This is a genomic window from Microbacterium sp. BE35, from assembly GCF_031457705.1.
In the GTDB taxonomy this organism is placed as follows: domain Bacteria; phylum Actinomycetota; class Actinomycetes; order Actinomycetales; family Microbacteriaceae; genus Microbacterium; species Microbacterium trichothecenolyticum.
Map to the genome: position 1 here is coordinate 118,983 of NZ_JAVDXD010000001.1, position 19,509 is coordinate 138,491.

27 protein-coding genes are annotated in these 19,509 nt (G+C 69.9%); 10 read left to right on the top strand and 17 right to left on the bottom strand.

The window, feature by feature from the left end; all coding sequences use genetic code 11:
* Positions 1-2 precede the first annotated feature (2 nt).
* The 3 genes from J2Y46_RS00585 to J2Y46_RS00595 are packed head-to-tail and all read right to left on the bottom strand — an operon-like array spanning position 3 to position 1,758.
* Positions 3-737, bottom strand: coding sequence for an ABC transporter permease (locus tag J2Y46_RS00585; RefSeq protein ID WP_045297759.1), 735 nt, complete (start codon positions 735-737; stop codon positions 3-5).
* Complete coding sequence (locus tag J2Y46_RS00590) at positions 734-1,603, bottom strand: ABC transporter ATP-binding protein (RefSeq protein WP_211255875.1); 870 nt, start codon at positions 1,601-1,603, stop codon at positions 734-736. Before J2Y46_RS00590 ends, J2Y46_RS00585 begins: the two co-directional genes overlap by 4 nt.
* On the bottom strand, positions 1,600-1,758 hold the full coding sequence (locus tag J2Y46_RS00595) for a hypothetical protein (RefSeq protein ID WP_169748677.1): 159 nt from the start codon (positions 1,756-1,758) through the stop codon (positions 1,600-1,602). The genes J2Y46_RS00590 and J2Y46_RS00595 overlap by 4 nt, the downstream gene beginning before the upstream one ends.
* On the opposite strand from J2Y46_RS00595, the gene J2Y46_RS00600 reads away from it, so the two are divergent.
* Both J2Y46_RS00600 and J2Y46_RS00605 read left to right on the top strand, forming a co-directional pair.
* Complete coding sequence (locus J2Y46_RS00600) at positions 1,748-2,872, top strand: low temperature requirement protein A (RefSeq protein ID WP_310239516.1); 1,125 nt, start codon at positions 1,748-1,750, stop codon at positions 2,870-2,872. The genes J2Y46_RS00595 and J2Y46_RS00600 overlap by 11 nt on opposite strands.
* Before the next feature lie 90 nt (positions 2,873-2,962).
* Positions 2,963-3,547, top strand: coding sequence for a thymidine kinase (locus J2Y46_RS00605; RefSeq protein WP_045297760.1), 585 nt, complete (start codon positions 2,963-2,965; stop codon positions 3,545-3,547).
* A 59-nt stretch (positions 3,548-3,606) separates the two neighbouring features.
* Here J2Y46_RS00605 and J2Y46_RS00610 read toward each other — a convergent pair whose 3' ends face one another.
* The 3 genes from J2Y46_RS00610 to J2Y46_RS00620 form a co-directional block, all read right to left on the bottom strand.
* Entirely contained in the window at positions 3,607-4,059 is a 453-nt protein-coding gene (locus tag J2Y46_RS00610; protein WP_045297761.1) for an Hsp20/alpha crystallin family protein, read from the bottom strand.
* Positions 4,060-4,202: 143 nt separating this feature from the next.
* Complete coding sequence (locus tag J2Y46_RS00615) at positions 4,203-5,804, bottom strand: L-serine ammonia-lyase, iron-sulfur-dependent, subunit alpha (protein WP_045297762.1); 1,602 nt, start codon at positions 5,802-5,804, stop codon at positions 4,203-4,205.
* Between the two features lie 107 nt (positions 5,805-5,911).
* Positions 5,912-6,283: a VOC family protein gene (locus J2Y46_RS00620; RefSeq protein ID WP_045297763.1), complete on the bottom strand. Its 372-nt coding sequence runs from the start codon at positions 6,281-6,283 to the stop codon at positions 5,912-5,914.
* A 104-nt stretch (positions 6,284-6,387) separates the two neighbouring features.
* Between J2Y46_RS00620 and J2Y46_RS00625 the strand changes: the two genes are divergently transcribed.
* Positions 6,388-6,558: a hypothetical protein gene (locus J2Y46_RS00625; RefSeq protein WP_157005434.1), complete on the top strand. Its 171-nt coding sequence runs from the start codon at positions 6,388-6,390 to the stop codon at positions 6,556-6,558.
* 97 nt (positions 6,559-6,655) lie between these two features.
* Complete coding sequence (locus tag J2Y46_RS00630; protein ID WP_045297764.1) at positions 6,656-7,066, top strand: GreA/GreB family elongation factor; 411 nt, start codon at positions 6,656-6,658, stop codon at positions 7,064-7,066.
* 51 nt (positions 7,067-7,117) lie between these two features.
* Here the strand turns inward: J2Y46_RS00630 and J2Y46_RS00635 are convergent, their stop codons facing one another.
* Complete coding sequence (locus tag J2Y46_RS00635) at positions 7,118-7,936, bottom strand: NAD(P)H-hydrate dehydratase (RefSeq protein ID WP_396653138.1); 819 nt, start codon at positions 7,934-7,936, stop codon at positions 7,118-7,120.
* 4 nt (positions 7,937-7,940) lie between these two features.
* Positions 7,941-8,666 (bottom strand): histidine phosphatase family protein, encoded by a 726-nt coding sequence (locus tag J2Y46_RS00640; protein ID WP_045297767.1) that lies wholly within the window; start codon positions 8,664-8,666, stop codon positions 7,941-7,943.
* 225 nt (positions 8,667-8,891) lie between these two features.
* Between J2Y46_RS00640 and J2Y46_RS00645 the strand changes: the two genes are divergently transcribed.
* Entirely contained in the window at positions 8,892-9,623 is a 732-nt protein-coding gene (locus J2Y46_RS00645) for an alpha/beta fold hydrolase (RefSeq protein ID WP_045297768.1), read from the top strand.
* Positions 9,624-9,660: 37 nt separating this feature from the next.
* Here J2Y46_RS00645 and J2Y46_RS00650 read toward each other — a convergent pair whose 3' ends face one another.
* The 3 genes from J2Y46_RS00650 to J2Y46_RS00660 all read right to left on the bottom strand — a co-directional run bounded on the left by J2Y46_RS00650 (position 9,661) and on the right by J2Y46_RS00660 (position 12,579).
* Positions 9,661-10,332, bottom strand: a complete 672-nt coding sequence (locus J2Y46_RS00650) for a class I SAM-dependent methyltransferase (RefSeq protein WP_045297769.1) — start codon at positions 10,330-10,332, stop codon at positions 9,661-9,663.
* A gap of 75 nt (positions 10,333-10,407) precedes the next feature.
* Positions 10,408-11,439 carry an alpha/beta fold hydrolase gene (locus tag J2Y46_RS00655; protein ID WP_045297771.1) on the bottom strand — a complete coding sequence of 344 codons (1,032 nt, stop codon included), beginning with the start codon at positions 11,437-11,439 and terminating at the stop codon, positions 10,408-10,410.
* A 72-nt stretch (positions 11,440-11,511) separates the two neighbouring features.
* Positions 11,512-12,579, bottom strand: a complete 1,068-nt coding sequence (locus J2Y46_RS00660) for a winged helix DNA-binding domain-containing protein (protein WP_045297772.1) — start codon at positions 12,577-12,579, stop codon at positions 11,512-11,514.
* Positions 12,580-12,794: 215 nt separating this feature from the next.
* Between J2Y46_RS00660 and J2Y46_RS00665 the strand changes: the two genes are divergently transcribed.
* Positions 12,795-14,486 (top strand): substrate-binding domain-containing protein, encoded by a 1,692-nt coding sequence (locus tag J2Y46_RS00665; protein WP_310239524.1) that lies wholly within the window; start codon positions 12,795-12,797, stop codon positions 14,484-14,486.
* A 74-nt stretch (positions 14,487-14,560) separates the two neighbouring features.
* Here J2Y46_RS00665 and J2Y46_RS00670 read toward each other — a convergent pair whose 3' ends face one another.
* On the bottom strand, positions 14,561-15,088 hold the full coding sequence (locus J2Y46_RS00670; protein WP_310239526.1) for a DUF1269 domain-containing protein: 528 nt from the start codon (positions 15,086-15,088) through the stop codon (positions 14,561-14,563).
* Between the two features lie 213 nt (positions 15,089-15,301).
* Here J2Y46_RS00670 and J2Y46_RS00675 point away from each other — a divergent pair, with 213 nt between their 5' ends.
* From J2Y46_RS00675 to J2Y46_RS00685, 3 genes are read left to right on the top strand one after another with little or no spacing between them, the layout of a single operon-like run.
* Positions 15,302-15,640 carry a metalloregulator ArsR/SmtB family transcription factor gene (locus J2Y46_RS00675; protein WP_310239528.1) on the top strand — a complete coding sequence of 113 codons (339 nt, stop codon included), beginning with the start codon at positions 15,302-15,304 and terminating at the stop codon, positions 15,638-15,640.
* A 1-nt stretch (position 15,641) separates the two neighbouring features.
* Positions 15,642-16,289 carry a dihydrofolate reductase family protein gene (locus J2Y46_RS00680; RefSeq protein ID WP_310239530.1) on the top strand — a complete coding sequence of 216 codons (648 nt, stop codon included), beginning with the start codon at positions 15,642-15,644 and terminating at the stop codon, positions 16,287-16,289.
* A gap of 10 nt (positions 16,290-16,299) precedes the next feature.
* A complete protein-coding gene (locus J2Y46_RS00685) occupies positions 16,300-16,761 on the top strand; it encodes an SRPBCC domain-containing protein (RefSeq protein ID WP_045297777.1) in 462 nt (153 codons plus the stop codon).
* 45 nt (positions 16,762-16,806) lie between these two features.
* Here J2Y46_RS00685 and J2Y46_RS00690 read toward each other — a convergent pair whose 3' ends face one another.
* The 5 genes from J2Y46_RS00690 to J2Y46_RS00710 form a co-directional block, all read right to left on the bottom strand.
* Positions 16,807-17,076, bottom strand: a complete 270-nt coding sequence (locus J2Y46_RS00690; RefSeq protein ID WP_045297779.1) for a hypothetical protein — start codon at positions 17,074-17,076, stop codon at positions 16,807-16,809.
* 92 nt (positions 17,077-17,168) lie between these two features.
* Positions 17,169-17,768: a nuclease gene (locus tag J2Y46_RS00695; protein ID WP_310239533.1), complete on the bottom strand. Its 600-nt coding sequence runs from the start codon at positions 17,766-17,768 to the stop codon at positions 17,169-17,171.
* A complete protein-coding gene (locus tag J2Y46_RS00700; protein ID WP_310239534.1) occupies positions 17,765-18,133 on the bottom strand; it encodes an SdpI family protein in 369 nt (122 codons plus the stop codon). The genes J2Y46_RS00695 and J2Y46_RS00700 overlap by 4 nt, the downstream gene beginning before the upstream one ends.
* A 34-nt stretch (positions 18,134-18,167) precedes the next feature.
* Complete coding sequence (locus J2Y46_RS00705) at positions 18,168-18,395, bottom strand: hypothetical protein (RefSeq protein ID WP_045297782.1); 228 nt, start codon at positions 18,393-18,395, stop codon at positions 18,168-18,170.
* Positions 18,396-18,472: 77 nt separating this feature from the next.
* The gene (locus J2Y46_RS00710; protein WP_310239535.1) at positions 18,473-18,769 is read right to left on the bottom strand and encodes a hypothetical protein; all 297 of its coding nucleotides are present in this window, start codon (positions 18,767-18,769) and stop codon (positions 18,473-18,475) included.
* Positions 18,770-18,863: 94 nt separating this feature from the next.
* Between J2Y46_RS00710 and J2Y46_RS00715 the strand changes: the two genes are divergently transcribed.
* A complete protein-coding gene (locus tag J2Y46_RS00715) occupies positions 18,864-19,505 on the top strand; it encodes an LON peptidase substrate-binding domain-containing protein (protein WP_045297784.1) in 642 nt (213 codons plus the stop codon).
* Positions 19,506-19,509 lie beyond the last annotated feature (4 nt).

Sequence of the window (19,509 nt, forward strand, 5' to 3'; positions counted from 1 at the left end):
GGCTACGGAGTCCGCCTCCGAAGGGTCAGCGACGCGAGGATCAGCGCGCCCACGGCGAACGCGACCACGATGAGCAGTGGACCGAAGACGTCCCAGCCCTCGTCGCCGTCGGTGACCGCGTTGATCGTGTCGATCGCGTAGCTCAGCGGCAGGATCTTCGAGATCTGGTACAGCGCCTCGGGCATGTCCTCGCGGGGCATGAACAGGCCGCCCAGGATGATCTGCGGGAACACGATGAGCGGCATGAACTGCACCGCCTGGAACTCGGTCCGCGCGAACGCGCTCGCCAGGAGTCCCAGCGCGGTGCCGAGGATCGCGTCGACGACGGCGACGAGGCCGAGCTGCCACAGCGGCCCGTCGACCTGGAGCCCGCACACCCACACCGCGAAGGTGACGGTGATGACCGCCTGCAGCGTGGCCATGAGCCCGAAGGCCAGCCCGTAGCCGACGATGAAGTCGGCTTTCGCGATGGGCGTGGTCATGAGGCGCTCGAGGGTTCCCGACCGTCGCTCGCGGAGCGTCGTGATCGAGGTGATCAGGAACATCACGATGAAGGGGAACAGCGCCAGGATCGGACCGCCGAACTGGTCGAAGACACCTTCCTGATCGCTGAACAGCCACGCGAACAGGCCGACGAGCAGACTCGGCGCCACGAGCATGAGCGCGATCGAGCGCGGGTCGTGGCTGAGCTGCCGTAACACGCGCCCGGCGGTCGCGAGCGTCAGCACACCGTTCATGAGGTGCTCCCCTCGTCCGCGTGGTGCGCATGCTCGGCCTGCTCGCGCGCCTCACGACGCGTGAGCGGGTGGGGTTCGGCAGGCTCACCGGCCGATGGCGCCGGTCCCTGAGCCGCTTCTTCCGGTCCCTGGGCTGGGCGAACGGCGTCGCGCTCGATGAGCGTGAGGAACGCGGCATCCGGGTCCGTCGTCCCGGTGTCGGCGAAGAGCCCGTCGGGGGTCGTGTCGGCGATGATCCGGCCCGCGCGCATGAGCACGAGGCGGTCGCACCGGAGGGCTTCGTCCATGACGTGGCTCGAGACGATGAGCGTCGCGCCGGCGTCGGCGAGGCCGCGGAAGACTCCCCACAGCTCGGCGCGCAGCAGCGGATCCAGGCCCACCGTGGGTTCGTCGAGCACGAGCAGCTCGGGCGCCCCGAGCATGGCGACCGCGAGCGAGACGCGGCTCTCCTGTCCCCCCGAGAGCGAGTCGATGGTCTGGTCACGCTGGTCGGCGAGACCGACCTGCTCGATGACGCGATCGACGTCGGTGCGGGGCGCGTCGACCAGACGCGCGAAATAGCGCAGGTTCTGCTGGATGGTGAGGTCGCCGTAGACCGAGGCCGCCTGCGTGTCGTACGCGACCTGCTTGCGCAGCGCGCGCGAACCGGCGGGTTCGCCGAGAACCGTCACCTCGCCGCCCGCCACCTTCTGCACACCCACGATCGATCGCATCAGCGTGGTCTTGCCGCACCCCGACGGTCCGAGCAGTCCGGTGATCTGCCCCCGCGGGATATCGAGATCGAGCCCGGTGAAGACCTCCGTCTTGCCGCGCCTGACGTGCAGACCACGCACGCTCACAGCATCCGTCTCCGCATTGTTCGTCACGAGATGAATAGTGCCCCTGCGGCTGGCACGCCGTCCAGGGGCGAGATCGCCGTCGCGCCGGCGCGCGATGACAGGATGTGGGGCATGCCCTTCGGGATGACGCGGAACGTGATGAGGCCGACGGACACTCCGCGCGCCGATCGGGTGACGTACATCGAGCTCTTCTTCGACCTCGTGTTCGTGTTCGCGCTGACGCAGCTGTCGGCCTATCTCTACGAGAATCAAAGCCCTCTCGGAGTACTCGAGGGCGTGATCATGGTGTGCGCGCTGTGGTGGGCGTGGGTGTCGACGACCTGGGTCACGAACTGGCTCGACCCGGTGACGCTGCCGGTTCGCGGCGCCGTCATCGGGCTCGCGTTCGTGTCGCTGGTCATGAGCGTCTCGATCGCCGAAGCCTTCGGCGAGCGCGCCTGGGCCTTCGCGATCGCCTACGTCATCCTCCAGGTGGGGCGAACGGCGTTCATCGTATGGGCGACCGCGCGCCATGACCCGGCCGTGTCGAGGGACTTCACCGCGGTGCTCGCCTGGACTGTCGCGAGCGCCGTGTTGTGGGTGGTCGGCGCGCTGCTGCCGCTGCCGTGGCAGCTGCCGCTGTGGGCGCTCGCGCTCGGGATCGAGCTCGCGGGGACGCTCCTCGCGTTCCCCGTCCCCGGCCTCGGCAAGGTGCGCCTCGACCGCTGGGACCTGTCGGGCCCCCACATCGCCGAACGGACCGCGCTCTTCGTGCTGATCGCGCTCGGCGAGGGCATGCTCGTCACCGGCTTCGTCTTCGCCGAGACCGAGTCGTCGCCGGCATCCGTGGCCGCGCTCGTCACCGCGTTCGCGACCGCGGCGGCGGCGTGGTGGATCTACTTCGACCACGGCGAGCGGGTCGGCGCCGAGACCATCGAGGCGTCGGACACGCCGGGTCGCCTGGCACGCACCGCCTACACGTGGATGCACCTCCCGATCGTGGCGGGGATCGTCGTGATCAGCGTGGGCGACAAGGACGCCCTCGCGCACCCGCACGACCACGACGTCGCCGCGGCGATCGCGGTCATCGGCGGGCCGATGCTGTTCCTCGCGGGCACGGTGCTCTTCCGCCACCTGCTCGAGCGGCGCTGGGCGCGCGCACAGCTCGCGGGGGTGCTCGCGCTCGCGCTTCTCGCGACCGCCGCGAGCGTGCTCGACACGCTCACCCTCTCGATCGCCGCGGGCCTCGTGCTGACCGGCGTCGCCGCCGGGGAGACGGTCGGCCGTGTGCGGCGAGGACGCCGCGCGGGGGGCTGATCCGCCGTCCTCGCTCCCCGGCGCCCATGGCGACCGTCGTTCGCGCGTCGTCTCATGCGCCTCGCGCAGAACCGGACATAGGGTGGCGGCATGCGTGCGACCAGGCAGTCCCGGCTACAGGTGGTGTGCGGTCCGATGTTCGCCGGAAAGTCGGAGGAGCTGCTGCGCCGCGTCCGCCGCGCGCGCATCGCGGGGCTCGAGGTCGAGGTGGTGAGCCACGCACTGGACGATCGGCGGGGCGCGGGACTGGTGAGCTCCCACTCCGGGCTGAGCGTGCCCTCGCGCTCGGTGCCCGACGTAGCCTCGCTCGTCGCTGGCGTCGAAGGCCGCGGGCTCGACCTCGTCGCCATCGACGAGGCGCAGTTCTTCGGGTCCGACCTCGTCCCCGCCGTCGACGGGCTGGTCGCCGATGGCGTGACCGTGGTGGTGTCAGGGCTGTGCGTCATGTTCGACGGCCGGCCGTTCGAGCCGCTGCCGGCGCTGATGGCGATCGCCGAGGACGTCGTAAAGCTCACCGCCGTGTGCGCGGTCTGCGGCGAAGACGCCGCGTTCCACCAGCGAATCGCCGAGGCTCCCACCGGCGATGCCGGCGTGCCGGCGCCGGCGCACGTCGGAGGGATCGAGTCCTACCAGGCCCGGTGCCGCAGGCACTTCACCGGAACCGCACGAGCGTAGACGACAGAACGGATGCCTCGCCGCCGCGTCGGCGGGGAGGCATCCGTTCTGGGATGGTCCTACTGCTCGATCGGCTGGGGCGCGTCGGACTCATGCGCCGTGATCGTCGGCGCGCCGCCCTCGGACATCACCTCGATCTTGCGCGGCTTCGCCTTCTCGCTGACCGGGATCGTCACGCTCAGCACGCCGTTGTTGTAGCTCGCGGAGATGCGCTCGGTGTCGATGCCCTGGCCCAGGTTGAGCTGGCGCAGGAAGCTCGCCGCCTCTCGTTCGCGCGTGATCCACTTGACGTCGTCGCCGCTCGTCAGCGTGCGCTCCGCGCGGATGGTCAGCAGCTGTCCGTCGACGTCGATGTCGACCGAACCCGGGTCGATGCCCGGAAGGTCGGCCGTCAGGATGTAGTGGTCGCCGTCGCGGTACAGGTCCATCGGCATGCGGCGGGGGCCGCGGCGCGTGTCGAAGAGACCGGCAGCAAGGCGGTCGAGGTCCCGGAACGGGTCGTTGGTGGCCATGATTATCTCCTCTCGTCGAAAGTTGAGCCGTACCGGCTCAACTGGGACCAGATTAGCACTCTCGACATGCGAGTGCTAAGCCGTGGAGCGTTCGCCGTGAACGAACGAGACCACCGCCGGCCTTCGGAGGCCAGCACTCGGCTTCAGCACTCGATGACGTTGACCGCGAGACCGCCTTCGCTCGTCTCCTTGTACTTGTGCGACATGTCGATGCCGGTCTGGCGCATGGTCTCGACCACCGCGTCGAGCGAGACGTAGTGCGAGCCGTCGCCGCGCAGGGCGAGGCGCGCGGCTGTGACGGCTGTCGACGCGGCGATCGCGTTGCGCTCGATGCACGGGATCTGCACGAGTCCGCCCACCGGGTCGCAGGTGAGGCCGAGGTGGTGCTCCATGGCGATCTCGGCGGCGTTCTCGATCTGCCGGTTCGTGCCGCCCATCACGGCGGTGAGGCCGCCCGCGGCCATCGCGCACGCCGATCCCACCTCGGCCTGACACCCGCCCTCGGCGCCCGAGATCGACGCGTTGGCCTTGAACAGAGAGCCCAGCGCGGTGGCGGTGAGGAGGAATCGACGGATGCCTCGGCGACGGTTCGCCTCCGCCACCTGCTCGTCGTCCCAGCCTGCGGCCTCCTCGGCGGTCGCAGCGTGCCCGTGATACCCGAGCAGGGCGCTGCCGACCAGCTCGCCGTACGGTGTCACCGCATTGCCGGCGCCGAGACCGGAGTCCGCCAGGAAGCGCCACCAGTACATCGCGACGGCGGGGACGATGCCGGCGGCGCCGTTCGTCGGCGCCGTCACGACACGGCCGCCGGCCGCGTTCTCCTCGTTCACCGCGAGCGCGAAGGCGCCGAGCCACTCGCCTGGGAGTTCCCGGCGGCCGTCGGCCTCGGCCGCCTCGAGCTGCGCGCGGATCGACGCGGCGCGGCGCTTGACGCCCAGCATCCCGGGGAGGAGGCCCCCGGCCCGCAGACCCGCCTCGACGCACGCGGCCATCGCGTCCCAGATCGCGTCCAGCCCCTCGGCGATGTCCTCGTCGGGGCGCAGCGATTCCTCGTTGATGCGCGCGGCCTCGGCGATCGTGATGCCCCGCTCGTCGCACACGGCGAGCAGCTCCTTGGCGCTGGAGAAGTCCAGGGGGAACGCGTGTGCGGGCTCCCCTGCGGCCGCTGAGCCGGGCGCAGCGTCACCTTCGCGGCGGATGAAGCCGCCGCCGACGGAGTAGTAGGTCTCGCGGACGAGGAGTCCGGCATCCGTCGCCGCCGCGGGTTCGAGAGCCGCAGACGAGCCCGTCTCGCGCACTCCGGGCGCGGAGAGCGCACGCGCAGGTCCGTCGCCGGGCGAGGTCCACGCTTGGAGGGTCATGGCGTTGGGGTGGCCGGGCAGCCTGGTGCGCGGCGCGAACACGACGTCGCCGCGCCGGAACGGGACCGCGTGCGTGCCGGCGAGCTCGAGCGCGCGATCGTCGGGCCAGGCGCTCCACGCGGAGCGCACAGCATCCGGATCCACCGTCTCGGGTTCGAGACCCTGCAACCCCGCGACGACGGCGTCGGGCGTGCCGTGGCCGATGCCCGTGGCTCCGAGTGAGCCGTGCAGCGTGCAGGTGACGCGGCCGACCTGCGGCAGAACCCCTCCTTCGCGCAGGCGGACGACGAAATCGTGGGCGGCCCGCATGGGACCGACCGTGTGGGAGCTCGAGGGTCCTACGCCGATGGAGAACAGCTCGAACGCCGAGACGTAGGCGCTCATCGCGACCAGGCTAACGCGACAGGAGCGTGCACTCTGACTCCCGTTACCGACTCGATACGAGCAGGATGCCTCATCTCACGGCCATCCGTCGTGCACCATGGCGCCCCTCAGGAGGCGACGGGCCGGAACGAGATGAGGCCGACGGTGTTGCCTTCGGAGTCCTCGACGAATGCCTGCCACTCGTCGTGACCTGCCGGTCCGAGGGTGTCGTCCTCGTGGGTGAAGATCACGTGCGGCGCCGAGACGACCTCGGCCCGATCGCCGATCCGCTCCAGGGCGGCGGCCACGTCGTCGACGTGCAGGTACAGCAGCGCGGTCGGGGCGTTGCGGTCCAGCAGCAGCCGCACGCCGTCGAGGTCGAAGAACAGCAGGCCCGGCGGATCGAACACCGCCGTCGCGTCGGCGCCGAGGAGAGAGCTGTAGAAGCCTGCGGCGCGATCGAGGTCATCGGCGTGCTGAGCAACCTGCACAAGTCTCATGGCGTCATTCTCGCGCCCACCCGAGTCCGATGCCAGGGACGGCGCCCCTCCCGCGACGGGCCGGTGAGGAGTATCAATGAGGAAGGCGATCCTGGAGGTTGGCGATGCTGCTCTTCGTGCTCTATCTGATCCTCATGGTCGGCGGGATGGTGATCCTGGGGCTGTCGTTCGCGTCACCGGTCCTGCCCGCGCTGGTGTTCGTCGTGGGCCTGCTCTGCATCGTGGCGGCCGTCGCGATTCCCGTCACCGCGGGAGCCTTCGAACAACGCAGGTAGGCGAGCGCGAGTGGGCGGCTCGCCTGCTCGCCGTGCACCCCACGACGCGAACCGCTAGGCTCGGGAACTTCATCTGTCCCGGCTGTGGAGGTTTGCCGTGTCTGTTGTGGAGGAGCCGATCTGGCTCACGCAGGACGCTCTGCGTCAGCTGCAGGAGGAGCTCGAACTGCTCGTGCGCGAGGGCGCCGAGGACGAGCAGACCCAGGTCCGCGCGCTGGAGCTGCGCGGCATCATCCGCCGCGCCCAGGTCGGCGAGCGCCCGGACGACGGCATCGTCGAGCCCGGCATGCGCGTGACAGTCGACTTCGACGCGGACCGATCGCGGGAGACGTTCCTGCTCGGCTCGCGCACCCTCCTCGGCGCGGATTCCGACTTCGCCGTCTACTCCCCCGATTCGCCGCTCGGCCAGGCGATCGCGGGCCTGCTCCCCGGCGACCGCTTCTCGTACGCCGCGCCGAGCGGTGCGACGATCGCGGGCGCAGTGGTGGACGCGGTCCCGCACAGCTGAGCATCGCTGCACACAGTCCCGGCGATCGCAGGGGCGGTCTGGCTGCCCTCGTCACCGGCTGAGGCTGTGCACGGCCAGGGTCAACTCGCTCGCGAGATCACGCGCCAGGTAGCCGAGACCGATGCGCTCGCCGAGCCTGACGCCCGCCCGGGCGTGCGCCCACGAACCCCACACGGCCGCTCGGGCAGGGTCCACGCCGCGCGCGGCGATTCCCGCGATCGCGCCGGCGAGCACATCGCCGCTCCCCGACGTTCCCAATCCGCCGTCGCCCTCGTCGATCCGCCACGTGCGCCCGTCGGCGCGCGCCACCACGCCGTAGCAGTTGACGACGGCATCGAACCTCCGGGCGATCTCGCAGACGTCGGCGACGTCGTCGGCGAGCTCGCGGCCGAGCAGGATCCTCGCCTCGTCCCTGTTCGGGTTGAGGATGACCTCATCGGGGAGGCCGCCCCGATCGATCTCGGGAAGCACCCCGAGGGCGAACGCATCGAGCACGATCAGGCGCGGACCCGTCGCAGCGACGGCGAGCAGCGTCGCCCGCGTCTCGTCGGCGTCGCTGAAGCCGGGTCCGACCAGCACGGCGTCGGCGGCCGCGACCTTCTCTCCCAGCTCTGCGCTCAGCGGCGCCTCGGCATCGTCGGGGAGCGCGAGGATGCCCGCTTCCGGAAGGGCGATGCCGACCTGGGCGTCGATCGACTGCGGCACCGCGAGCGCGACGCGCCCCGCGCCGACGCGCAGCGCCGACTCGCCCGCGAGGAGCACGGCACCCGGTGAGCTGCGCGAGCCGCCGACGACCACCACATCGCCGCGGGACTTCTTCGACTCGCCCGGGTCGGGCAGGCCCCACTCCCGAAGGAGCGATTCGGTCACCGCCTCAACGTGGCTGGACATCGGGATCCCCGGGATGAGCCGTGACGTCGGCACCCTCGCGCTCGAGGTGGGCGACATCCGAGAAGGCCGCGAGCTCCCAGCCGGCCTCAGTCCTGATCAGGTGGGTGATCGAGGCGTTCAGGACGGTGTGGTCGTCGGCGAAGCCCAGCAGCTCACCCTCCCCCAGCGGCAGCAGGATGTAGAGCAACAGCATCACCACCGCGTCGTGCACGACGAGCATTGCCGTCTCGGGACCGCCCTCGAGCGTCTCACGGAGGAACGACCGGAGCCGCAGCGCGACGTCCGCCCACGACTCTCCGCCCGGCGGCCGATGGTAGAACTTGCCGAGGTGGCGACGCCGGGAGAACTCTTCGGGGTGCAACCGGGCGACGCCCTGCCTCGTGAGCAGATCCAGGATCCCGAGCTCGCGGTCGCGCAGCCGCTCGTCGACGAAGATCGTCCGGCCCGCCGAGCCCTCCCCCAGGGCGATCGCGAGCGTCTCCCTGGCCCGGACATAGGGCGACACCCCGTACAGGTCGATGTCGTCGAGGTGGTGGGAGAGCCATCCGCCGAGCGCGGCGGCCTGCTCCTGCCCGGTGGGCGACAGCGGGACATCGGCGTCCCGCACGTCGAGCGGGATGGCGTCGAGGCCCTCGATCTCGGCGCGGGTGGCCGCGACGTTGCCGATGCTCTCACCGTGCCGGATCAGCCACAGCTCTCTCACTGCCATCGCCCCAGGCTAGGGACGTCGGCCAGGTCGCGGATCCCCATTGACAGCCGGCGACGGGCGGTGTCGCACAAGGGCTTCGGCAATCGTTCACGGCGCATCAGCCGGCGACGCTGGCGCCGACGCGGCGTGCGGCCCTAAGGTGTCGGACAGCGCGTCCAGGACAGCACACGACGCGACTTTGATCATCCGCAGCCGCCTGGGGCGGCGCAACAGATGGGAAGTCGAATGTCAGAGAGCAAGCCGACGATCGTCCTCGTGCACGGCGCGTGGGCCGACGCATCCAGCTGGAACGCCGTGAGCGTTCCGCTCCAGGCGGAGGGGTACACCGTCCTCGCCCCGCCGAACGAGCTGCGCGGGCTGACGTCCGACGCGGCGTACATCGCGTCGTTCCTCGCGCAGCGGACGACCGGGCCGGTCGTGCTCGTCGGCCACTCGTACGGGGGCGCGGTCATCACGAACGCCGGCGCACACGGCGGAGACGTGAAGGCGCTGGTGTACGTCGACGCGTTCATCCCCGACGAGGGCGAGACCGTCGTCGGCATCCTCGAGGGATCGGGCTCCGCGCTCGCGGTCGCGGATCCGACCACGGTCCTCGACGTCGCGGGCTACCCGGGTGCTCCGGAGGGCGCGGCCGAGGCATTCCTCAAGCCGCAGACCGTGCATGACGCGTTCGCACAGGACCTCCCCGAGGCCGACCGATGGACGATCGTCGCGACTCAGCGTCCGGCGTCGTTCGTCGCGAACGTGACGCCGTCGGCCGCACCCGCATGGAAGTCGATCCCCAGCTGGGCCGTCCTCGGCACCGACGACCGCGTCATCCCGATCGACACGCAGCGCCGCATGGCGCAACGGGCCGGCGCCACGATCACCGAGGTGGATGCGTCGCACGTCTCGATGGTGTCGCAGCCGCAGGCGACGCTCGACGCGATCCGCGCGGCGGCGGCCTCGATCAGCTGATCCTCCTCGCCACGCGCATCGCCGGTGCCGCACGCGGTTACGCCCGTGCGACACCGGCGATGTGGGTGTTGAACGGGAGGAACGGGGTCCGGATCCGGTAGCGCTCGATCGTCAGGCTCTCGAACCCGGCGGTTCGGACGGCCTGCTCCAGATCCCGTTCGCACGAGCAGCCCTCGAACGTCCACGCCCACGGGCGGCGCAGAATCCGCTGCGCGGCGCGGGTCGTCGTGCCCTCCGGGGCCGCGACGTGTTCGAGGAAGCGGAACGTTCCTCCCGGGCGGAGGATGCGCCGGATCTCGGCGAGCACGACGGCGGGATCCTGCACCGAGCACAGCACCAGCGAGGAGATCACGCTGTCGGCGCTGCGGTCAGGGAGCCCCGTCGCTTCGGCCATGCGTTCGCGCAGATCGAGGCCCACCCCATACCGCTGAGCCGCGTCTCGCAGCGGGCCGTGCATGGATCGATTGGGCTCGACGGCCACGAGGGTGCTGCCGGCCGCGAGGTATCGCAGGTTGGCGCCCACGCCAGGACCGATCTCGACCACCTCGGCGGGAAGGTCCGCGAAGACGCGCTGCTTGTGCCGGCGCAGGTTGTGCTCGATGTAGGGATCCATCACGCGGAAGAACGTCGCGTTGAACGCGCCGCGCGCGGTGTGCTGCGAGAACTCGAAAGCGGTCGTGCGGTCGTCAGCGGTCGTGGTGTCGGCCATGTCTCCTCCTGGGGTCTGGCTTCGCATGAGACCAGCCTGCGCGGCCACGCCCGCGCCGGCAGGCGTGGAACTACCTCACTTCGACGGCTCGGGGCCTTCACGCCGTGCGACGAACCAGGCGGCGATCTGCGCTCGCGAGGTGAAGCCGAGGCGCAACCGAATCCTTTCGACGTGCCCCTCGGCGGACCGTTCGTCGATGCCCAGCGTCTGCGCGATCTCGCGGTTGGTGCGCCCCTCGCTGATCAAGCCCGCGACCTGCGCCTGGCGCGGAGTCAGATCCCGCGGCGAGCGCCGCAGGCCGCGCTTTCCGAGGAACCTGCGGATCGGCGCCACGACGGCGTTCGCATCCCCGATGTAGGGCAGGTGCGAACGACCGGGCAGCACCACCAGTGTCGCGCCGGGGATGCCGTCGGCCAATGCCGCGGCCTCCGCCACGGGGGCGGCGCGGTCCTCGGCCCGATGGACGACCAGCGTCGGGGCGCGGACCTGCGAGAGGAGGTCGCTGATATCGAGGTCGTAGCTCAGCGCGAGGAGGGAACGCGCGGTCGCAGCGGAGGACGAGGCGCGCTGATACCGGCCGAAACCCTGTCGCATCGCCGACGTCGCGTCCGGCGCGAAGATGTCGGTGAGCACGTCGGCGCCGAGGCCCCAGTGCGACTCCACCAGGCCCAGCACGTGATCGCGCGCGTCGGGCGGCGAGATGTTCGCGCCCGAGACCCATCCGCCGTACAGCACGAGCCGCCGCACGGTCTCCGGGTGGGCCGCTGCCCACGCGACCGCGACGAGCGCGCCCATCGATGTCCCGACGACGTCGAAAGGCTCCGGGCCGATGAGATCCGCCACCGCAGCCAACTGCTCCAGCTCGTAGGCCAGCGAGGGCGGGCGATCGGAAGACGCGGACAGGCCGCACCCGGCGCGGTCGTAACGCACGAGCCGGCCGCCTTCGGCGAGGCTCTCGTAGAAGGCTCGCTCCTGCGGCATCTCCCAGCTCAGCTGCAGATGGCTGAGCCACCCGCCGACATACACGAGCGGGCGCCCCTCCCCGACCGAGGCGTACGCGATCTCGGTGCCATCAGCCGTCGACACCCGACCGATGCGTTGCTGCACACGCCCATTATGGCGACGAGCCCTCGCCGCCGCACCGGCACCGAGCGCGCCGCACCACCGCGGATCGAGGCTCTACGGTTCCTGCCACGCCAGGCGAGGCTCGAGTCCGAGGTAGCGGGCGCAGCGGGCCGCAGCATCCTGGATCGCGTCCTCCTCGTCGCAAGCGAGGCGCCGCAGCCTGCGGATCTCGAAGGTCACCGCCCGCCTCGTGAGCGTGCGCTTCATCCCGGCGACCACCTGCCCGTCGACGAGCGCCATGCCGATCGCCGTCTCGCGACCCCGCGACAGCAGCCCGTCGGCATCGAGCACCCAGCGAGAGTCCTGATAGCCGCGGTACATCTCGTCGAGCACCTGCAGCAGGTGGCCTTTCGGCGATACGGATGCTGCGGGCCGGCCGGGGGCGTGCCAGTAGGTCCGGTCGTCGTGATCGAACGACTCGAGTCGGTCGGCGGCACCCGCGAGCCCGCGGCGGGCATCGGAGAGGGTGAGTGTCGCCCAGTAGGCGAGATCGCGCGCGGTGGCGGGGCCATGAGAGGTGAAGTAGCGCAGCGCGAGCTCGACGAGCGCCTCCTCGCGATCCAGCTGCCGAGGTGCGTCGACCCGGTCGGAGAACAGCGCGTAGGTGTGCTCGCCGTCGCGCGGAACGCCGCTGCAGATCACGGCGTGCAGCTCCAGGTGGGCCGCCAGGAGCATGAGCTGCATGCCCGTCAGCTCGTGTCCGCGCTGCGCCAAGGCGTCGGCGAGGTCGGCGCGGGTGCGATCGGGCGATTCGGCGAGGGTCTCGAGCACCGCGTCGGCGACGACCCGCACACGATCGCCGAGCGGGACGAGTTGCTGATCCACCGTGGGCAGCACCCGATCGCGCGTCAGCTCGAGGAGCCACCGCACGTCATCGGCATGGACGTAGTGCCAGGTCGGACGCAGGACGTGCGTCCTGAGCACCCGCCCGCTCTCCAGGAGCCCGGAGAGGTCCGACTGTTGCGGGTCACGCGTGCGGGTGGCAACGGCCCACGCCGACTGCGACGGATTCTCCGCCTGCACGGCGAGGAGCGACCGCACGACGTCCTCCGCACCGTCGACGGTTGCCGCCAGATGCTGAGACTGCAATCGCCAGCGTGCGATGTCGCGATCGGTGAGCACACGACGAGCGTAGGCGGCGGACGCGCCCCGGTCGACGGCGCCTCGGCGAGCCCAGGGCGATGCGGGGGCAGCCCACGTGACCGGGGCATCGAGACTGCCCGTCCCCTATACTCCACTGAAGTATCCCCCCAAATACGACGCCGTATTCCTCAGATACGTCGACGTATCCCCGAAGCGGGCCCCACCCGCCGTCCATCGGAGTGCATGTGGTTCGAATGCAGCCGAACACGCCCGTCAGCAGTGATGCCCCCACGCGCGCGGCAGTCCGGGCCGCACAGCGGCGGCGGCGCTCGCTGCTGCTTCTCGGTGTCATCCTCGTCCTCGTCGTGGCGATCGCGGTCGTCCTCGGCATCTTCCTCACGGGCGGGACAGGCACCGAGCCCGACGACGAACCGGCCTCGACGGGCGGGTGCGTGCCTTCGAGCTTGCGCGTCACCGCGGATCCGGCGCTCGCGGAAGCGCTCGAGGCGATCGTCGCCGATCTGCCCGACACCCGCGCCGACTGCCTCGATGTGACCATCGTCGCCGAAGACAGCTCCGCCACAGCGGCGGCGCTGGCTGCCGGGTCCGCGCCGGACTTCGACGTCTGGGTGCCAGACTCCGCGATGTGGCCCGAGCGAGCGACCCGCCAGGCCGAGCTCACCGGCGTCGACGCGGCGGAGCTGGCGGTCAGTGCCCCCGTGGCCAGCACCCCGGTCGTGTTCGCGGCGACGGAGCCCACGGCGGCTGCGCTCGAGTCCGCGGGCGCGGGGTTCTCGAGCATCGCGGGGCGCGCGGTAGCGGCCGTGCTGCCGGATCCGGCGGCGGTCGCGGCGAGCTCCGCCGCGCTGCTCGCGCTGCAGACGGCCGTCGGCGGGGATGCTCGTGCATTCACGGCGCTCGTGCTCGGCCTCGACACCGGCGTCGTCCCGACCGCCGCCGATGCGCTCGCGGCAGTATCTGCAGCAGCGACGCCGACGATCGCCGTGACCACGGAGCAGGCGCTGCTGGAGTACGGCCGCGAAGCGCAGACCGCACTCGTGCCGATCTATCCGGCCGACGTGAAGCCTGTGCTCGGCGTGCCCCTCGTGACTCTCGCAGACACTTCGGCCGACACTCTCGACGCCGTCGAGATGTTCGCCGCCGCCGTCGCGGGCGGAAGCGACTACCTCGCCGAGCACGGACTGCGCGACGCGGCGGGGAATGCGCCGGACTCGCTTGCGGACTCTGACGACGCCGCCGTCGTCGCCGAGCCCACCGACAGCGCCAACCAAGCCGAAGCGCTGCGTACCTGGCAGATGCTGACCGCGCCGTCGAGGATGCTCTCCCTCAACGACGTCTCGGGTTCCATGCTCCAGCCGGCGACCGCCGACATGCGGCGGATCGACCTGTTCGAGCAGGCCGCCGTGCGCGCCGTCAACTCGCTGTCGGACGACTCGTATCTCGCGACCTGGGTGTTCTCGAGCCGACGGATCGGCGGACAGGACTGGCAGGAGATCGTCCCGTTCGGCCCGCTCGGCGATCCGGCGCACAAGCAGCGCACGATCGACACGGCCTACGGGCTCGACAGCCTCGTGGGCGGCGGCACGGGCCTGTACGACAGCGTGCTCGCCGCGGTGCAGTACATGCGCGACACCTATGTCCCCGGGCAGGTGCATCTGGTGCTCCTCAACACCGACGGGGTCAACGAGGATGACGAGGGCCTGGACCTGCCGGGACTGCTTGCGCAGCTCGAGACTCTGCGGGATCCGGCCAAACCCGTCGCCGTCATCGCGATCGGCTACGGACCCGACACCGACCAGGCCGCTCTGGAGCAGATCGCGGCCGCCACCGACGGCGCGGCGTATCAAGCCTTCCAGCCGACCGACATCGGCACCGTGCTGATCGATGCGGTCACCCAGCGCGGCTGCCGCCCGAACTGCGGCTGAGGGCCGCATTCCGGGCGGCGGCAGTCGCTAGCGCTGTGCCGGGCGGAGCGCCGCGGCGGTGAAGTGGGTTTCGTCTAGGAGTTGATCTGCTCGACGACGTCGTCCGCCGAATCCTCGATGGCCTTGCGCAGCTTCTCGTAGTCGTCCGCGTCGATCGCCTTGCTGATGCGCTTGTCCGACCGCTGGAGCGCCTTCTCGACATTGTCGGCCCAGCGATCATCGACGACGGCCACGACCGCCGAGGTTCCCGGGGCCAGGTACTCGTCGACGTCGACGCCGAACTGCTTCTCCTCGCGGTTCTTCTTGATCTTCCCGAGGATCGCGCCGATGCCGGCGCCGACCGCGGTGGCCGCCAGCAGCGGCGGTGCGAACAGGCCGACGACAACGCCGGCACCGGCACCCCACGCGGCGCCCTTGCCGACAGATCTGTCGCCGTGCTCCTCGACCTGGACCTTGCCGTCCTTGTCGCGGACAAGGACGACCGCGCCGATGATCTCGTAGCCGCCGGCGTCCTGGCCGTTTCGGAGGGCCTTGTAGTCGTCCGACGCGGCCGCGGTGTCGTCGTACGAACCGACCACCAGTGCGAGGTTCTCCGTACCCATCGATCTCTCCTTCGGTTGCACTCGGAGGCGACCGGCCGGCCGCTTCCGGACTCTGGGTCATCAGGGTGCTGCGATCCTATTGCGGGCAGTGCGCGCCGGCGAGGCTCAGGCGGGTGAATTCTCGCCGTCTTGTGCGTCGATTCCGTTCCACGACCTGCACGCTCGATCGGCGGGAGGTTGACGGGCACCGACCCGTGAGGAATAGTTAGGCATATGCCTAACTATTCGGGAGAGCTGGATACTGTGCTCCGAGCTCTCGCGGACCCCACACGCCGCGCCGTCGTGGAACGTCTGGCGAAATCCCCGGCCGTCGTATCCGACCTGATGGCCCCGTTCTCGATGGCGCTCCCGTCGCTGCTTCAGCATTTGCGGATCCTCGAGGACGCCAGAGTCGTCACCTCGAGCAAGCAAGGACGCGTCCGGACGGTGAGCCTGAGACCGGGCGCGCTCGACGTCCTGCATCTCTGGCTCGGCGAGCAACGAACCTCTGCGGAACGCCAGGCGGACCGCCTCGGCATCCACCTGGCCCGCACCACCCCGAAGGAGATCTGAAATGACCCGCGTTCGCGTCGACCTGTTCTCGTCACTCGACGGCTACACCGCTGCGCCTGATCCCGAGGCCGACAACCCCATGGGCGAGGACTGGGGGCCACTCACCGCGGCCTACGCGGCCACGCGCACCTTCCGACAGAAGGTCTTCGGCGACACGAGCGGCGCGGGGACGACGGGGCTCGATGAGTCGTTCGCCGCCTCGTTCTTCACGGGCGTGGGCGCCGAGATCATGGGCGCGGCCATGTTCGGTCTGCACGCGTATCCCGATGACCCCGACTGGAAGGGCTGGTGGGGCGACCAGCCGCCGTTCGGGTACCCCGTCTACGTGCTCACGCACTCCGCGCCGCGGCCGTCGATCCCGATGGCCGGCGGGACGACGTTCGAATTCCGCACCGGCGCGATCGAGGACGTGCTCGCCGAGGCGACCATCGCCGCGGGCGGTCTCGACGTTCGTGTCGGGGGCGGGGTGCGGACGGCGCGCGAATTCCTCCGCGCGGGACTCGTCGACGACCTCCACGTCGCGATCGCGCCGATCGTGCTCGGCCGGGGCGCCCCCGTATGGGACGACCTCCGAGGCTTCGAATCGACCCACAGGGTGCAGACCCAGGTCGCCGAGAGCGGCACGATCCACGTCACCTTCACTCGCTAGGACAACCCCGATGACGACCGACCGACGCCTCGCCCACTCCGGTTTCACTCTCACCCGCGACTACCCCGTACCTGTCAGCAGGGTCTGGCAGGCGTTCGCCGACGGGGAGCAGAAGCGTCGCTGGCTCAGCGACGGGGACGCGTTCGAGCCTGGCGAATGGACGTTCGACTTCCGCGTCGGCGGACGCGACATCGACGAGGCGAGGTTCCACGGCGGACCGCTCTCACGGTACGAGGCCGTCTACACCGACATCGTCGACCACGTCCGCATCGTCACGACCTACGACATGTGGCTCGACGGCACGCACATGTCCACGTCGGTGGCGTCGTTCGAATTCGAGCAGACGGACGAGGGCACCAGGCTCACGCATGTCGAACACGGCGTCTTCTTCGACAGGTTCTGGGCGGACGGCCTGAACCGCGAAGAAGGCACCCGAGGCCTGCTCGAAGCCCTCGCCCGTCACCTCGACTAGCGTCCGGGCGGCAGGATGCCGCGCCCTCGCGTCTTCGGACCAGACCTACCAGACGGTGCCGCCGCCGATCGAGATCCCGCCCCACGTGAGCGCGATGAAGATGGCCGCGAACACGACCGGCGCAATACCCGTACCGCCGCGTGCGAGGCCCTTGAGAAGGCCGATCACCGCGAGGACGGCAGCGACGATGGAAAGGCCGCCGCCCAGTATCAGCCCGATGAACAGCGGGATGGGCATGAGCACGAGGCCGGCCAGCGCGAACCAGAACGCGGCCCAGGCCGTCGGGTTGGAACGGCGTTCGACGGAGGAAGACATGGTTCCATCATCGCGTGCAGGGGAACCACCGGAGGCACGCGGCTCACCGCGAATGCGCGTGCCGGTCGCCCAGCGAGCCGCCGGGGCGGTTCTCAATCCAGGAACGTGGTCGGGTCGAATTCGCCGATCGGGATCACCCGGATCCGGGACAGCGGAGCGTCGAAGACCCGCGCGTCATACTCGAGGTCGAACTTCTCCAGACCGGCGAGCGAGTTGAAGCCGACGTTTCGGAACTCTGCGAATGAGACGACGCCGACCCGCCGTGGTGGACCGATCAGGCCCGCGATGTCTTCGATGAAGTCGCCGTCGTGGCTGACGAGCATCACGTCGGCAGAACGACTGTCGAGTGCGCGCAGTGTGCGCTGGATGGCGATGTCGACGACCTTCTCGTCTGGCTCGCCGGACAGCGGGACGACGATGTAGTCCATCGCCTTGAGCGCCTGGACGAACGCCATCGGGATACCCGATGACGCGTTGAGGAAGAAGACGCCCCGCGCCGACTGGGCCCACTCTCTCCCTGCGAATGCGAGGAGTCGATCCCATCGCGGCCGCTCGTCCGGCTGCGGCCGCCGGTTGAGAATCGAAGTTCCGAGAGTCGCGTCGATGTTCTCGCCGTCCACGAGCACCCATGTTGTTCGAGAGCCTGCCGCTGACAAATCCGTCTCCTTCGTGAGCAGTTCAGAGCGAATCATATGTGGCGCAAGGACGCGGCCTTCGCGGCCACGCTGCCGACTCGAGCCGCGTAGGCGACGAATCCGAGCATGCCGACAGCGGCGACCAGCACCCCGAGACTCACCACGGGCATGGGAACGGGGATCAGAGCGAATACGCCACCGAGGACACTCACAACTCCCGAGCAGACCGTCGCGCGTCGCGCTCGTACATGCGCGGCCAGCCAGGCTTCCTCGCTCGCCATCGTGCTGGGAATCCGGATCCCGGCGAGTCGATTCCGTTTGAGACGCCCGGACGCCGCCGCATTCGCCATCCAGATCAAGAGGACGCCGGCGCCCACCATGACGACGAACAAGACCAGCCTCGTCACCCACTCGTTCTCCACAGCTTCGACGCTATCCCGCGCCCGATCAGCCGCCCTACGTCGCTTCGGCGTTCCCCACTGCTTCGATCCAGTCCACGGCTTCGTCCGACAAGTACAAGCCGTCGGGACCTTCCTCACCGACCCACCATGCGTCGGACGCCACGTTCCCGCCGGCCGCAACCACCTTGGCAACGACATCGGCAGGCAGCGCCTCGCCATTATGCGCGATCAGCCAGTCTCTCGTCCCCGCGTCCAGGGACTTCCACCACTCGATACCCTCCACGACGGTAGGGTTTCACTTCACGGCTGCCAGCATAAGAGGAGCCCCTGTCCAAGGGTGGCCGCCCTCACGCACAGTGCCTATTCGGGACGCTTCTCCACCCAGGTCACCATGAGATACGGACTGTAGACGAACACGACGGTGTCGCCCTTCCAAGGGATTTCGATCAACCCCCTGCCCGCCTCCATCGCCGCGACGATTTGGGAACGAACCGTCTCCCACTCGCTCACGTCCGTGAAGCGGAACTTCCTGTAAGCCGTCTCCGGCCCGATGTAGAGCGTCACGTCCGATGCCATGCAACGGACTTTATCGACGTCACGCGCCAGCGTTGATGGAACGCGTCTGCCGATGAGGCGACGGTCGGAGACGACGTTCACGCGAGCCTCCTCGTGCGCCGATTTGCCTCACAGCGAACTGCGATCGCTCACGGCGCCCGCTCCGACAACGCGTCCGCCTGATTGACTGGTGCCTATGGACGCCATCGCGATGTTCCCGCTGGGCAGTGTCCTGTTGCCGTACACACCGCTGGTGCTGAGGGTGTTCGAACCGCGATACCTCACCATGATCGGGCGCCTGCTCGACGTGGAGGATCCGGAGTTCGGGGTTGTCCTCATCGAGCGGGGTCTCGAGGCAGGCGGTGGGGATCAGCGCTCCTCCGTCGGCACTATGGCGCGGATCCTGCAGATCGAGGCGGGCGCCGCGGACCTGTATGTGGTCGCCGTCGGCGGGGAGCGGATCATCGTCGACCGATGGGGTGAAGAAGACCCGCACCCGGTGGCCGACGTGTCGACGATGGCCCCGCTCGTGTGGGACGAGGCGCTCACACCACTCCACCGCGAGGCCGAGCAGGTCGTGCGCCGCCTCGCGACGCTCGCCTCCGTCCTCGATGAGGCTCGATGGGATCCCGGGACGGACCTTTCGGAAGACCCGGTGGAGTCGTCCTGGCAGCTCGCCGCCATCGCTCCGCTGGGCGAGTACGACCGGTTCCGACTGCTGAACTCGACCAGTCTCGGCGGCCTGCTGCGCGGCATCCTCGACCTGTGCCTCGAGGAGGAGCCAGCGCTCATCGCGCGCGTCGCCGATGCGCGCGACTCGGGTGCCGGCAACCCCTGACCAA